This window comes from Pantoea eucalypti (assembly GCF_009646115.1).
Classification (GTDB): domain Bacteria; phylum Pseudomonadota; class Gammaproteobacteria; order Enterobacterales; family Enterobacteriaceae; genus Pantoea; species Pantoea eucalypti.
Genome location: NZ_CP045720.1, coordinates 3,472,532 through 3,487,175, shown reverse-complemented (window position 1 = coordinate 3,487,175; position 14,644 = coordinate 3,472,532). Strand labels below are relative to the sequence as shown.

Annotated in this window: 14 protein-coding genes and 1 other annotated feature; of the genes, 10 read left to right on the top strand and 4 right to left on the bottom strand. The window is 54.7% G+C overall.

The annotated features are described in order from the left end of the window. Window positions 1–212: 212 nt before the first annotated feature. Complete coding sequence (gene sltY / locus EE896_RS16305; RefSeq protein WP_140916177.1) at window positions 213–2,132, top strand: murein transglycosylase; 1,920 nt, start codon at window positions 213–215, stop codon at window positions 2,130–2,132. A gap of 45 nt (window positions 2,133–2,177) precedes the next feature. Then, window positions 2,178–2,498: a trp operon repressor gene (trpR, locus tag EE896_RS16300; RefSeq protein WP_003854864.1), complete on the top strand. Its 321-nt coding sequence runs from the start codon at window positions 2,178–2,180 to the stop codon at window positions 2,496–2,498. Here the strand turns inward: trpR and yjjX are convergent, their stop codons facing one another. Continuing rightward, window positions 2,499–3,017: an inosine/xanthosine triphosphatase gene (gene yjjX, locus EE896_RS16295; protein WP_008925545.1), complete on the bottom strand. Its 519-nt coding sequence runs from the start codon at window positions 3,015–3,017 to the stop codon at window positions 2,499–2,501. It abuts the gene before it with no gap. A gap of 205 nt (window positions 3,018–3,222) precedes the next feature. On the opposite strand from yjjX, the gene gpmB reads away from it, so the two are divergent. After that, the gene (gene gpmB, locus EE896_RS16290; RefSeq protein ID WP_090964157.1) at window positions 3,223–3,870 is read left to right on the top strand and encodes a 2,3-diphosphoglycerate-dependent phosphoglycerate mutase GpmB; all 648 of its coding nucleotides are present in this window, start codon (window positions 3,223–3,225) and stop codon (window positions 3,868–3,870) included. Window positions 3,871–3,909: 39 nt separating this feature from the next. Here gpmB and robA read toward each other — a convergent pair whose 3' ends face one another. Then, window positions 3,910–4,794, bottom strand: a complete 885-nt coding sequence (robA, locus tag EE896_RS16285; RefSeq protein WP_003854854.1) for an MDR efflux pump AcrAB transcriptional activator RobA — start codon at window positions 4,792–4,794, stop codon at window positions 3,910–3,912. A 193-nt stretch (window positions 4,795–4,987) separates the two neighbouring features. On the opposite strand from robA, the gene creA reads away from it, so the two are divergent. Then, complete coding sequence (creA, locus tag EE896_RS16280) at window positions 4,988–5,461, top strand: protein CreA (RefSeq protein ID WP_033743110.1); 474 nt, start codon at window positions 4,988–4,990, stop codon at window positions 5,459–5,461. Window positions 5,462–5,549: 88 nt separating this feature from the next. Here the strand turns inward: creA and arcA are convergent, their stop codons facing one another. Next, on the bottom strand, window positions 5,550–6,266 hold the full coding sequence (arcA, locus tag EE896_RS16275) for a two-component system response regulator ArcA (protein ID WP_003854852.1): 717 nt from the start codon (window positions 6,264–6,266) through the stop codon (window positions 5,550–5,552). Window positions 6,267–6,875: 609 nt separating this feature from the next. On the opposite strand from arcA, the gene EE896_RS16270 reads away from it, so the two are divergent. The 5 genes from EE896_RS16270 (at window position 6,876) to thrC (ending at window position 12,602) form a co-directional block, all read left to right on the top strand. Further along, the gene (locus EE896_RS16270) at window positions 6,876–7,580 is read left to right on the top strand and encodes a tRNA/rRNA methyltransferase (RefSeq protein ID WP_003854850.1); all 705 of its coding nucleotides are present in this window, start codon (window positions 6,876–6,878) and stop codon (window positions 7,578–7,580) included. Between the two features lie 188 nt (window positions 7,581–7,768). Next, window positions 7,769–7,837: a thr operon leader peptide gene (thrL, locus tag EE896_RS16265; protein WP_071591720.1), complete on the top strand. Its 69-nt coding sequence runs from the start codon at window positions 7,769–7,771 to the stop codon at window positions 7,835–7,837. Then, window positions 7,776–7,894, top strand: a sequence feature (Thr leader region). (Overlaps the previous gene by 62 nt.) Window positions 7,895–7,920: 26 nt before the next feature. Continuing rightward, window positions 7,921–10,383 (top strand): bifunctional aspartate kinase/homoserine dehydrogenase I, encoded by a 2,463-nt coding sequence (gene thrA, locus EE896_RS16260; protein WP_008925548.1) that lies wholly within the window; start codon window positions 7,921–7,923, stop codon window positions 10,381–10,383. Window positions 10,384–10,385: 2 nt separating this feature from the next. Continuing rightward, a complete protein-coding gene (gene thrB, locus EE896_RS16255; RefSeq protein WP_003854848.1) occupies window positions 10,386–11,315 on the top strand; it encodes a homoserine kinase in 930 nt (309 codons plus the stop codon). 3 nt (window positions 11,316–11,318) lie between these two features. Beyond that, window positions 11,319–12,602 (top strand): threonine synthase, encoded by a 1,284-nt coding sequence (gene thrC / locus EE896_RS16250; RefSeq protein ID WP_039658812.1) that lies wholly within the window; start codon window positions 11,319–11,321, stop codon window positions 12,600–12,602. A gap of 98 nt (window positions 12,603–12,700) precedes the next feature. On the opposite strand, the gene yaaA is transcribed toward thrC, so the two are convergent. Further along, on the bottom strand, window positions 12,701–13,474 hold the full coding sequence (yaaA, locus tag EE896_RS16245; RefSeq protein ID WP_140916178.1) for a peroxide stress protein YaaA: 774 nt from the start codon (window positions 13,472–13,474) through the stop codon (window positions 12,701–12,703). Window positions 13,475–13,682: 208 nt separating this feature from the next. On the opposite strand from yaaA, the gene tal reads away from it, so the two are divergent. Continuing rightward, window positions 13,683–14,636, top strand: coding sequence for a transaldolase (gene tal, locus EE896_RS16240; RefSeq protein WP_003854842.1), 954 nt, complete (start codon window positions 13,683–13,685; stop codon window positions 14,634–14,636). Window positions 14,637–14,644: the final 8 nt, after the last annotated feature.

Genomic DNA, 14,644 nt, shown 5'->3' with positions numbered 1-14,644 from the left:
GTTTTTAACGCAATGATTCAACAGTTTAAATCGCTGGGTAATAAGATTTACTGATGATAATTTGCACAATCACGGCGCGTACGCTGAGCGATGACGGTGCGTTAACTGTCTGTATGCGTAAATTTTGTGAAGAACATGGCAAGAGTGCGGTGGCCCGGTTAGCATGAAGACTGTCTGGCAAGTTGCCGGCCCCAGCAACAGAGGAGATTTACGTGGTGAAGTGGCGTAACTGGATGATAGGGATCTGCCTGGTCGGTTCGGCCAGCAGCGCATGGGCCGATTCGCTTGATCAACAACGGCAACGTTATCAACAAATTAAACAGGCCTGGGACAGTAACCAGATGGCCACCGTGGATCAGCTGTTGCCTACGCTACAGGACTATCCGCTCTATCCTTATCTGCAATATCGCCTGCTGGCTCAGGATCTCGATCAGGAGACCACCCTGGCCGTGCAGAACTTTATTCGCCAGTACCCGACATTGCCTCCCGCGCGATCGCTCAGCACCCGCTTTATCAACGTGCTGGCTTACCGACAGGACTGGCAGGGCGTGCTGAACTTCAGCCCGACCGAACCCAAGCCGGTGCAGGCGCGTTGCAACTGGTATTACGCCAAATGGGCCACCGGGCAGCAGCAGGCCGCGTTTGATGGCGCGAAGCAGATCTGGCTGCGTGGCACGGCGCTGCCTGCGGATTGCGATAAGCTCTTCTCGGTCTGGCAGGCGTCCGGTCAGATTTCGCCGATTACTATCCTGGAACGTATCCGGCTGGCGATGAAAGCCGGTAATGACAACCTGGTGAGCTATCTGGCGAAGACGCTGCCTGCCGATTATCAGACCATGTCTGACGCGATACAGGCCCTGCAAAAGGATCCGTTAACCGTCAGCACCTTCGCCAGTGCCGTGGGGCCAACCGACTTTACCCGTCAGGCCACCATTTACGCCTTTACGCGTGTGGCGCGGCAGGACATGGAAAATGCCCGCAGCCTGATTCCGATTCTGGTCCGGGCCCAGAAAATGGGGCCGGAAGATGAGCAGGCGCTGAAGGAGATTGTGGTCTGGCGCATGATGGGCAGCGATCTTACCTCTGAGCAGGCACGCTGGCGCGATGCAGTAGTGATGAACAGCGAGTCTACCGCGCTGGTGGAACGCCGGGTGCGGCTGGCGCTCTCTCAGCATGACCGACGCGGCCTGAACACCTGGATTGCTCGTCTGCCGCTGGAAGCCAAAGAGAAAGATGAGTGGCAGTACTGGCAGGCCGATCTGCTGTTTGAGAAAGATCGTAAAGAGGAAGCGGAAGAGATCCTGCGCAAGCTGATGAAAGAACGCGGCTTCTATCCGATGGTGGCTGCTCAGCGGCTGGGCGTAGACTATCCGTTGCAGATTGATGAAGCGCCGAAGCCTGACAGCGCCACCCTCCAGGGACCCGAGCTGGCCCGCGTTCGCGAGCTGATGTACTGGGGGCTGGATAACCTGGCCCGTAGCGAATGGAGCAATCTGATCGGCAGCCGGACGCATACGCAGCAGCAGATGCTGGCGCGCTACGCCAACGAGCAGGACTGGTGGGATCTCAGCGTGCAGGCGACTATCACCGCCAAAATGTGGGACAGCCTGAAAGAGCGTTTCCCGCTGGCGTGGCGGAGTGTCTATGAGCGAAATACCGAGGTGAAGCAGATCCCACCGAGCTATGCGATGGCGATTTCGCGTCAGGAGAGCGCCTGGAACCCGAAAGCGCGTTCGCCGGTCGGCGCCAGTGGTCTGATGCAGATTATGCCTGCAACGGCGGCGCATACCGTGAAGATGTACAACATTCCTGGCTACAGCAACACCAGTCAGCTGCTTGATCCGGAAACCAATATCCAGATTGGTACGCAGTATCTGGAGTATGTCTATCAGCAGTTCGACCAGAACCGGATTTTCGCCTCAGCGGCCTATAACGCCGGGCCGGGCCGGGTGCGAAGCTGGCTGAAAACCAGCGCGGGCAATCTCGACGCCGTAGCATTTATTGAGACCATTCCGTTCTCTGAAACGCGCGGCTACGTGAAGAGTGTGCTGGCGTATGACGCCTACTATCGTTACTTCATGGGCAAGCCTGACAAGATCCTGTCAGATGCTGAGTGGAATCGCCGTTACTAGCTGTGCTAAGCTTCCGTACTCTTTAGCGAGTACGGAAGCCTCTTCATGACCCATTCTGATTCCCTCTCTACCGATGCACATCCGGCAGAAGATAGCTGGCAGCGCTTTGTCGTGCTGATGCAGCAGGCCTTTGCTGATGGCCATGCACTGCCTCTGATGCAACTGATGATGACGCCCGATGAGCGGGAAGCGTTCGGCACCCGTCTGCGGATTATCGAAGAGTTAATGAATGGCGAGATGAGCCAGCGCGAGCTGAAAAATGAGCTCGGCGTCGGCATCGCGACGATTACCCGTGGGTCTAATAGCCTGAAAGAGGCGCCGCCCGAGCTGAAACGCTGGCTGGAAGCGCGTCTGGGACGCGCCTGATTACTGTTGATAGAGCGGATGAACGAACGGGCAGAGCGCCAGAATCAGTGCCTGATGATAGACACTTGATCGGCTGAGCAGGCCGTTCGTAAACGCCCCGATTGCGCCACCCTTGTGTTTGATATTGTCGATGCCGGTTAATCGCGCCATCTCTTCGCCGAGTTCACGGCCTTCACGCAGACCCGCCAGCACCACCGGAGGCAGGGTGAAACTGGCCGAGCGCGACTCGCCACGCTGTTTCTGATTTTCCACCACCATCCAGGCAAATGCGCTGTCATCTTCGATGCCCGCCTCAATGGCGACCCAGAACGCCGCTTCTGGTCGGACCTGCCGGGCATTCATCACGCGCTGGCGTGCGCCAGTTCGCGTTTCGAGATGGGTTAACGGTTGTGCAGCAACGCCGCTATCGACCTCGACCCCTTCAATATGGCAGGATCCCTCGCCGAAAACGTCGCTGAAAGCCTGAGCAATCGCGTGAATCTTCGCTGGGTTGGTTGTGGCTGCGACAACATGGTACATAATTGATTAAACCCTCAGATGATTAAGCGCCTGACCCATCCGGCTGTTTTCGTTGTCATTCTGAACCTGGGCTGTGCTGACAACCCTCACGTACTGCGTGTACGCCGGATTGTTCCGCGCTGTCTGTGTCTGGAATGTCTGCAACAATGATGGCTGATGGAACAGGGTCTAAAGCGATTTTTGTCGCAGTATAACGGAAACTAACATGCTACAGGTCTATCTTGTTCGTCACGGTGAAACGGTATGGAATGCGGAACGCCGTATTCAGGGTCAGTCCGACAGTCCGCTGACGGAAAAAGGTGAGCAACAAGCCTGGCAGGTGGGTGAGCGCGTGAAGCATTTGGGCATCACGCACATTATTGCCAGCGATCTGGGGCGCACGCGTCGCACCGCCGAGATTATCGCAGATGCCTGCGGTTGCTCAGTGACGCTTGATGCGCGCTTGCGTGAACTGAATATGGGTGTGCTGGAGAAGCGTCCGCTGGATGGCTTAACGGCGGAAGAGGAGCAGTGGCGCGCTGCACTGGTCAACGGGACCGAAGGTGGCCGTATCCCTGAAGGGGAGTCGATGACGGAGATGGCGACGCGCATGCACGCCGCGCTGAATGCCTGTCTCGATCTGCCTGCCGGAAGCCGTCCGCTGCTGGTCAGCCACGGTATGGCGCTCGGGTCGCTGGTCAGTACAATTCTGGGTTTGCCCGCCTATGCGGAACGTCGCCTGCGCCTGCGTAACTGCTCTATTTCACGTGTGGATTATCAGCAGAGCGCCTGGCTGGCAGAAGGCTGGATTGTAGAGACGGCGGGGGATATTTCCCATCTGGATGCGCCTGCGCTCGACGAGCTGCAACGCTGATTGCTTAAGGCTGCCGTCACGATGACGACAGCCTTAAACTTAGCTGGCTTCAGCCTGCTGGCGGCGAATCGGAATCAGATATTCGCAACGGATCTCAGTCGGTGGCTCCGAGCGCTTTTTACCGCCATGGGTATAAAAGCGTTCGATATCCTGCCCTTCACGGCGGGTCAGCCCCAGCGTTGGCATGCAGGTACCGTAAAGCAGCAGGATAAATTCCTGCAAATTGACACGCGGACCGTTAAAGGTGAACTGCACATAGTCGCCACCTTCCAGAATAACCTTCTGGCCAGAATGCAGGTTCACCGCGCTGTCAGCAGGCACCGCAGTGGTATAAAGAATCTCCTGCTCGTCATCTTTGTCCTGGCTGGCACGCACCTGATGCAGGCCATACAGCACCGGCGGAATCGTGTCCGTTTCCAGCAGGAACTGCTTCCAGAAGTGCATTCGCATTTCATCGCGGTAGCTGGAAATCTGCTCCAGAATACAGGTGTAGTTCTGGGTTTGTCCCACCAGCACCGTTTCCGGCAGGCTGACGAAAGCGGGTTCCGGCTGCGTCTCATCATCCAGGCGAATCGGGGGACGGATACCGAATGAATTCCATTCGGAAGAGCGACGATACCAGGCCGGTGTCTGTGCAAACTGTTTTTTGAATGCACGCGTAAAAGTCTGTTGTGAATCAAAACGATACTGCAGTGCGATGTCCAGGATCGGGCGACTGGTCAGGCGCAGCGCCACGGCGGCTTTAGACAAACGACGGGCTCGGATATAGGCGCCGATTGCGTGCCCGGTCACGTCTTTGAACATCCTTTGCAGATGCCACTTAGAGTAACCCGCTTTCTGGGCAACATTGTCCAGTGAAAGGGGTTGATCCAGATGGCTCTCCAGCCAGACAAGCAAATCGCGAATGATACCGGCTTGGTCCATAAAACATCCTCTACTCTGGTGGTGCAGCTAAACGCATTCGAAGAATATTAGCACTCATTGCTCAAAAGACGTGGGACGTTTCTCGGGGAAGGTTGTGCTAAATCAGTACGGGCTAAAACCCGTTTTGGTTTGGTCATTGTATCGATTAACAGTACATTACATTCTCATCTATTCCATTTGCAATGGTAACTCCATGACAATATCCCGACTTATGATCGCTGCGCTGACTACGCTGACCTTTTCCAGCCCGCTTTTTGCCGAACAGATTGGCTCTGTTGATACGGTCTTCAAGATATTCGGGCCTGACCACAAGATTATTGTTGAAGCTTTCGATGACCCGGATGTTAAAAATGTAACCTGCTATATCAGCCGGGCAAAAACCGGGGGAATCAAAGGCGGATTGGGGCTGGCAGAGGATACCTCTGATGCCGCCATTTCCTGTCAGCAGGTCGGTCCGGTTGAAGTGAGTGATAAAATTGCACAGGGCAAAGCAGAGGGGGAAGTAGTATTCCGCCAGCGCACCTCTTTAATCTTTAAGAAGCTGCAGGTTGTCCGCTTCTACGACAAAAAGCGCAATGCGCTGGTCTATCTGACCTATTCCGATAAAGTGGTTGATGGCTCACCGAAAAATGCGCTCAGCGCCGTGCCGATTATGCCGTGGCACTGATAATGTTGTGGCATTCATAATGCCGTGGCACTGAACATAAAAAAACGCCCCAGGAGGCGTTTTTTTATTTGCTGCATCAAACAAGCACTTACTCGTGCAGGTCGCCGCAGAAGCGATAACCTTCACCATGAATGGTGGCGATGATCTCTGGCGTATCCGGCGTGGATTCGAAATGCTTACGGATGCGACGAATGGTGACATCGACGGTGCGATCATGCGGCTTGAGGTCGCGGCCGGTCATTTTCTTCAGCAGGTCGGCACGGGTCTGAATTTTGCCCGGATTTTCGCAGAAGTGCAGCATGGCGCGAAACTCACTACGTGGCAGTTTATACTGCTCGCCGTTTGGATTGATCAAAGAGCGGCTATTAATATCCAGCTCCCAGCCATTGAATTTATAGCTTTCTACCTGACGGCGCTCTTCCCCTGGCATAGCCAGATTCATGGTGCGCGACAGCAGGTTACGGGCACGAATAGTCAGCTCACGCGGGTTAAACGGTTTGGTGATGTAATCATCAGCGCCAATTTCCAGACCGAGGATTTTATCGACTTCGTTGTCACGGCCGGTCAGAAACATCAGGGCGACATTGGCCTGCTCACGCAGTTCACGGGCCAGCAACAGACCGTTTTTGCCAGGCAGGTTGATGTCCATGATGACCAGGTTAACGTCATTGTCGGTCAGCACCTGATGCATTTCAGCACCATCAGTCGCCTCATACACCACATAACCTTCCGCCTCAAAAATACTCTTGAGGGTATTACGCGTGACCAGTTCGTCTTCAACGATAAGAATGTGCGGGGTCTGCATGTTTAGCTACCTAAAATTTGCCAACAAATTGAAAACAGGGCGTACAGCGGTATGGCGTTCTCCATCATCGAGAGCGGCGGGCCGCGCAGAACCGTTGTACGAAATCATATTTTGATAAGCCATCTATCAACGTCAACAACAGTATTAGCTCAGCCAGTCAGGATGAAAATTGCATGCCCCGGGCGTTAATGATAATGGCGCATATCCTAACTGTATTAACAGCAACCTAACAGCACCAACTACAACCGATAAGCATAAAAACAACGCTTCGTTGACTTATATCAAATGCAATTGTAGCACGTTAACACTTTTGTGAAAAACTTCTCGCAGAATGCCTGTTTAGCTCACAAAAAGCATCATTTTCGTTACATTTTTAACTCATGCAGGCCAGAATTGAACCGGCTGGAAATCACATTTTATCTTATTGAATTTGAATGGATAAATAACGTTTTTTTTAATAAAACGCCTTCTGCCCATAAAAAGGTTCAGGCCATCAGTTTTAACCAGTTTTGACATCATTAATCCACAATTTTCTTATTACCTTCTGGCACCTGAATCTTTAAGAGCCATGTTAATATGACGTTAGATAAATTGACCAATGGATTAAATATGCTTTTCCCACTGATTCTCGTCTCGCCTGCGCGGCCAGAAAACATCGGCGCTGCGGCGCGTGCCATGAAAACCATGGGGTTCAGCCAGCTGCGCATCGTGGCCAGCGACGCCTGGCAGGATCCTGCTGCGCGGCGTGTGGCACATGGTGCTGGCGACATTCTTGATAACATTCAGACCTTTGCTACCCTGGCAGACGCGTTAGCGGACATCGATTTTTCTGTCGCAACCACTGCGCGCAGCCGGGCAAAGTTTCGTTACTACGCCACACCAGAACAGGTTGAAACGCAACTGCTGGAGAAGCGTCAGTGGGTCAACAGTATGGCGCTGGTATTTGGTCGCGAAGACAGCGGGCTGACTAATGAAGAGCTGGAACAGGTCGACCTGCTGACGGGGATTCCGATGGCGAATGACTATCCTTCACTGAATCTCGGTCAGGCGGTGATGGTCTATTGCTATCAACTCTCGACGCTGAATCAGGTTGAGGCGCCTGTTGCGTCTGCCGCCGATGGTCAGCAGTTACAGGCGCTGCGCCAGCGATTCCATCAGCTGCTGGCGCAACTGGAGGTCAGTGATGATGAGAAGCTGTCAGACTGGATCGATCAGCGGGTAGGTCTGCTGGAACAGCGCGACAGTGCGATGCTGCACCGTCTGCTGCACGATATTGAAAAAAAACTCACAGATAAATCCTCGGCAAAAAGCTGATTTTATAGCAACAGATCGCAGAGGATTTCAGCATGGCAAACGATCGCATAGCGTTTCACGGTTTCAGCGGTGGCTGTGCGCAGTGGTTGAAATCTGTCCACCGGACAAATCGGGTTGACTTAACGTGCGCTTTGCTTTACTTCTGGACGCAAGACGGACAGACAAAAACAGACAGACAATAAATCTAAATGCGTAAAATCAGCCTGAACACCACAATTATTACCACCACCATTACCACAGGTAACGGTGCGGGCTGACGCATACAGGAAAAACAGAAAAAAAGCCCGCACCTAACCAGTGCGGGCTTTTTTTTCGGCTTAAATTCAGGAGAGTTTATATCATGCGAGTGCTGAAATTCGGCGGGACCTCGGTAGCGAATGCGGAACGTTTTCTTCGCGTCGCTGACATTCTGGAAAGTAATGCGCAACAAGGACAGGTTGCAACCGTGCTCTCTGCGCCAGCAAAGATCACTAACCATCTGGTGGCGATGATTGAAAAAACCATCAGTGGTCAGGACGCTCTGCCGAATATCAGCGACGCCGAACGCATTTTCAGCGAGCTGCTGCAGGGACTGGCTGATGCACAGCCGGGCTTTGAGTTTGATCGACTCAAAACCCGCGTTGACCTTGAGTTTGCGCAGTTAAAACAGGTTCTGCACGGTATCAGCCTGCTGGGACAGTGCCCGGACAGCGTGAACGCGGCGATTATCTGTCGCGGAGAAAAACTCTCGATTGCGATCATGGAAGCGCTGCTGCAGGCACGCGGTCATGAGGTCAGCGTGATCGACCCGGTGGAGAAATTGCTGGCAATAGGCCACTACCTGGAATCCACAGTTGATATTGCCGAATCGACCCGCCGCATCGAAGCCAGTCAAATTCCACCACAAAACATGATCCTGATGGCGGGTTTTACGGCCGGTAATGAGCGTGGCGAGCTGGTAGTGCTGGGCCGCAACGGTTCAGACTATTCAGCCGCTGTGCTGGCCGCCTGTCTGCGCGCCGACTGCTGTGAAATCTGGACCGATGTAGATGGCGTCTATACCTGCGATCCGCGTCAGGTGCCGGATGCGCGTCTGCTGAAGTCGATGTCCTATCAGGAGGCGATGGAGCTCTCCTACTTCGGTGCCAAAGTGCTGCATCCCCGCACCATCGCGCCGATTGCCCAGTTCCAGATCCCTTGCCTGATCAAAAATACCGCCAATCCACAGGCACCCGGCACCCTGATTGGTGCCGAAGGCGAGCCGGATGAAAGCCCGGTAAAAGGCATCACTAACCTGAATAATATGGCGATGGTGAACGTCTCCGGTCCCGGCATGAAAGGGATGGTCGGAATGGCGGCCAGAGTCTTTGCGGCCATGTCGCGTACCGGCATCTCTGTCGTGCTGATCACCCAATCCTCTTCCGAATACAGCATCAGTTTCTGCGTGCCGCAGAGCGAGCTGGCGCGGGCGCGTCATGTGCTGGAAGAGGAGTTCTATCTGGAGCTGAAAGATGGGCTGCTCGATCCGCTGGATATCATTGAAAACCTGGCGGTGATCTCGGTAGTGGGTGATGGCATGCGCACCCTGCGCGGCATCTCAGCAAAATTTTTCTCGGCACTGGCACGCGCCAACATCAATATCGTGGCGATAGCGCAGGGCTCCTCTGAGCGTTCTATCTCGGTCGTGGTGAACAATGACGAAGTGATCACCGGCGTGCGCGTGGTGCATCAGATGCTGTTCGCCACCGATCAGGTGATCGAAGTGTTCGTGGTGGGTGTCGGCGGAGTCGGTGGTGCGCTGCTGGATCAGTTGCATCGCCAGCAGGCGTGGCTGAAGAAAAAACATATCGACCTGCGTGTGTGCGGTATTGCTAACTCGCAGGCGTTGTTAACCCACGTTCACGGCATTGATTTAAGCAACTGGCAGTCGGCATTAGCCGAAGCCAAAGAGCCCTTTAATCTGGGCCGTCTGACCCGTCTGGTAAAAGAGTATCATCTGCTCAATCCGGTGATTGTGGATTGCACCTCCAGCCAGGCCGTTGCCGATCAGTATGCTGACTTCCTCAGCGAAGGCTTCCATGTGGTGACGCCGAACAAAAAGGCCAACACGTCATCCTGGAATTACTATCAGCAGATGCGTGCCGCCGCGGCCAAATCGCGTCGTAAATTCCTTTACGATACCAACGTCGGTGCCGGACTGCCGGTGATCGAAAACCTGCAGAACCTGATGAACGCGGGTGATGAACTGCTGCGTTTCTCCGGCATCCTCTCTGGCTCACTGTCGTTTATCTTCGGCAAGCTGGATGAAGGCGTTTCGCTTTCGCAGGCGACAAACATGGCGCGTGAGATGGGCTTCACCGAGCCCGATCCGCGTGACGATCTGGCTGGCACTGATGTGGCGCGTAAGCTGCTGATCCTGGCGCGTGAAGCGGGTCATCAGCTTGAGATGAGTGATATTGAGATCGAGCCGCTGCTGCCCGCCAGTCTGACCGAAATTCAGGATGTTGAGCAGTTTATGCAGCGTCTGCCCGAGCTGGATAACGCCTTTGCCGATCGCGTTGCACAAGCGCAGAATGAGGGCAAAGTCCTGCGCTACGTGGGCGTGATCGAAGAGGGTGGCGTCTGTAAAGTGAAGGTCGACGCCGTTGACGGCAACGATCCGCTCTATAAAGTGAAAAACGGCGAGAATGCCCTGGCGTTTTACAGCCGTTACTATCAACCGATTCCGCTGGTGCTGCGTGGATACGGTGCAGGAAATGATGTCACAGCGGCCGGTGTTTTTGCCGATCTGCTGCGTACGCTGTCATGGAAGTTGGGAGTTTAATCATGGTAAAAATTTACGCACCGGCCTCGATTGGCAACGTCAGCGTCGGCTTCGATGTGCTGGGCGCGGCGGTGTCGCCGGTCGATGGCTCCCTGCTGGGTGACTGTGTCTCTGTGGAAGCAGCTGAGCAGTTTTCTCTGACCAACGCCGGACGTTTTGTCAGCAAGCTGCCCGCCGATCCGAAAGAGAATATTGTCTATCAGTGCTGGCAGCTTTTCTGCGAGACGGTGGGCAAAGCGATCCCGGTGGCGATGACTCTGGAGAAGAATATGCCCATCGGCTCCGGTCTGGGTTCCAGCGCCTGCTCGGTAGTGGCCGGTTTAATGGCGATGAACGAATTCTGCGGCAAGCCACTCAGCGACAGCACATTGCTGACGCTGATGGGCGAGCTGGAAGGGCGGATCTCCGGCAGCGTGCATTATGATAATGTCGCTCCCTGCTTCCTCGGTGGCATTCAGCTGATGCTGCAGGAAAATGAGATCATCAGCCAGGCGGTGCCGGGCTTTGACGACTGGCTGTGGGTGATGGCCTATCCGGGCATCAAAGTTTCAACCGCAGAAGCGCGCGCTATTTTACCGGCACAATACCGCAAAGAGGACTGTATCAAACATGGCCGTTTGCTGGCCGGCTTCATTCACGCCTGTCATACGCGTCAGCCGCAGCTGGCAGCTAAACTGATGCAGGATGTGATTGCAGAACCTTACCGGACCCGACTGCTGCCTGGCTTCGCCGAGGCGCGACAGGCCGCGAAAGATATTGGCGCACTGGCGTGCGGTATCTCAGGCTCTGGTCCGACACTTTTCGCCGTTTGCAATCAGATGGAAACGGCACAGCGGATGGCTGACTGGCTGAGCCAGCACTATCTGCAGAATGATGAAGGCTTCGTCCATATCTGCCGTCTCGACACGGCTGGCGCACGACAATTGGGATAACGCATGAAACTCTACAATCTTAAGGATCACAACGAGCAGGTCAGCTTCGCCCAGGCGGTGAAACAGGGTCTGGGGTCGCAGCAGGGTCTGTTCTTTCCGCTGGAACTGCCAGAGTTTGAACTGACCGACATCGACGCGATGCTGGAGATGGATTTTGTCAGCCGCAGCAGCAAAATCCTCTCGGCTTTCATTGGTGACGAGATTCCGGCCCAGCAGCTGCAGGAGCGTGTTAAAGCCGCTTTTGCCTTCCCGGCCCCGGTGAAAGCCGTTAGCGAAGATATCGCCTGTCTGGAGCTGTTTCACGGCCCGACGCTGGCATTTAAAGATTTCGGCGGCCGTTTTATGGCGCAGATGCTGTCGTATGTTTCAGGCTCTGATGAGCAGATCACGATTCTGACCGCCACCTCTGGTGATACCGGTGCGGCTGTGGCGCACGCGTTCTACGGCATGAAGAACGTGCGTGTGGTGATCCTCTATCCGCAGGGCAAAATCAGTCCGCTGCAGGAGAAACTCTTCTGTACGCTGGGCGGCAACATTGAAACCATCGCTATCGACGGCGACTTTGATGCCTGCCAGTCGCTGGTCAAACAGGCGTTCGATGATGAAGCGCTGAAGCGGGCGATTGGCCTGAACTCGGCTAACTCCATCAACATCAGCCGCCTGCTGGCGCAGATTTGCTACTACTTTGAGGCGGTCGCACAGCTGCCACAGGAAAAACGCAATCAGCTGGTGGTCTCTGTGCCGAGCGGCAACTTTGGTGATTTGACGGCCGGTCTGCTGGCGAAATCACTGGGCCTGCCCATCAAACGCTTTATCGCTGCCACGAATGCTAACGATACGGTGCCGCGCTTCCTCGGCAACGGCGAGTGGCAGCCTAACCAGACGGTCTCTACGCTGTCGAACGCCATGGATGTCAGCCAGCCTAACAACTGGCCGCGTGTGGAAGAGCTGTTCCGCCGTAAAACCTGGCGCTTAACCGATCTCGCCTGTGGTGCGGTTTCTGATGAGACCACGCGCGCTGCCATGCGTGAACTGGCGGAAATTGGCTACGTTTCCGAGCCACATGCTGCCATCGCCTGGCGTCTGCTGCGCGATCAGCTGCAGGAGGGCGAATACGGTCTGTTCCTCGGCACTGCGCATCCGGCGAAATTCCGCGAAAGCGTGGAAGCGATTCTTGAGCAGACCCTGACGCTGCCGCCGGAGTTAGCAGAGCGCGCCGATCTGCCGCTGCTGTCGCATCAGATGAAAGGTGACTTCGCCTCGCTGCGGGCGTTCCTGCTGAAGTAATGCGGTGAAAGGCTTCCCGGTTGCGGGAAGCCTGTTTATGGCAGGTAGAGTGCGTGGGCGTTACTGCTCCGCGCGCTTGTTACTGCTCCGCGCGCTTGTTACTGCTCCGCGCGCTTAAAGACCAGCTCGCTCTCGCTGCTGCTGATCGCATCAAAACGATAGCCATCCACATCAAACGCCTTAAGCTGTTCCGGCGTTGTCAGACGCTGCTGAATCACATAGCGACTCATCAATCCACGCGCCTTTTTGGCATAGAAGCTAATGACTTTATAGCTGCCATTCTTCTCATCAAGGAACACCGGCTTAATCAGCTGTGCCTGCAGTTTCTTCGGCTTAACCGCCCTGAAATATTCGTCTGACGCGAGGTTGATCAGCACCTCATCACCCTGTTCTGCCAGTGCGGCATTCAATGTTTCAGTGATGAGATCGCCCCAGAAGGTGTAGAGATCTTTACCCGCCGGATTCGCCAGACGAATGCCCATCTCCAGCCGGTAAGGCTGCATGAGATCGAGCGGACGGAGCACGCCATACAGGCCCGACAACATGCGCAGATGCTGCTGAGCAAAATCGAAATCCTGTTCGCTGAAGGTCCCGGCCTGCAAACCGGTATAGACATCACCTTTAAACGCCAGGATAGCCTGACGGGCATTCTGAGGTGAGAAGTCGGGGTGCCAGCTGTTAAAGCGATCGGCATTGAGGTGCGCCAGTTTGTCACTGATGCCCATTAACGAGGCGATGCTGGCGGGTGACAGATCGCGCGCAATCTCAATCAGCTGTTGTGACTTTTCTAACAGCGCAGGCTGGGTGAAACGCGTTGTCGCCAGCGGGCTTTCATAATCCAGCGTCTTGGCGGGAGAGATCACCATCAACATAGTTGCTTCCTCGGTTAATGCCTGGTTTAACAGGGCATTGGCGGCTTATCAGGCTTCGCAGTGTACCAAAAAAGCCGCAAAGAATGACGAATCACTCCTATTTGTTCGCGCTATCGTAAACGGCATTCCCTGACCTTGCGCCACCGTTGACGCGTGATATTATCGCAACAGCTTTTTTCACACTGACAGTTAACTAAGAGAAAAGAACATGACGGACAAACTTACCTCCCTGCGTCAGCTTACTACCGTAGTCGCCGACACCGGTGACATTGCAGCCATGAAGCTGTATCAGCCACAAGACGCCACCACCAACCCTTCTCTGATTCTCAACGCCGCACAAATCCCTGAATACCGTAAACTGATCGATGAAGCGATTAGCTGGGCGCGTGAGCAGAGCAGCAACAAAGAAGAGCAGCTGCAGCTGGTTTCTGACAAGCTGGCCGTTAACATTGGTCTGGAAATTCTGAAACTGATCCCAGGCCGCATCTCGACTGAAGTCGATGCGCGTCTCTCTTACGACACAGAAGGCAGCATCGCGAAAGCCCGCAGCCTGATCAAACTCTACAATGATGCTGGTATCAGCAATGACCGCATCCTGATCAAACTGGCGTCTACCTGGCAGGGCATCCGTGCTGCAGAGCAGCTGGAAAAAGAGGGTATCAACTGTAACCTGACTCTGCTGTTCTCCTTTGCTCAGGCGCGTGCCTGTGCCGAAGCGGGCGTGTTCCTGATCTCTCCGTTTGTTGGCCGTATCCTCGACTGGTATAAAGCGAACACCGATAAGAAAGAGTATGCCGCGCACGAAGATCCAGGCGTGGTTTCAGTTTCTGAAATCTACAACTACTACAAGCAGCACGGCTATGAAACCGTGGTGATGGGCGCGAGCTTCCGTAACGTCGGCGAAATCATCGAGCTGGCTGGCTGTGACCGTCTGACCATTTCTCCTGCGCTGCTGAAAGAGCTGGCAGAGAGCGAAGGCACCCTGGAGCGTAAACTGAGCTACAGCGGCGAAGTGAAAGCGCGTCCGGCCCGCATGACCGAGTCTGAGTTCCTGTGGCAGCACAACCAGGATCCTATGGCCGTTGCGAAGCTGGCAGAAGGTATCCGCAACTTTGCCGTTGATCAGGGCAAACTTGAGAAGATGCTGGCAGAACTGCTGTAACCGGCTGA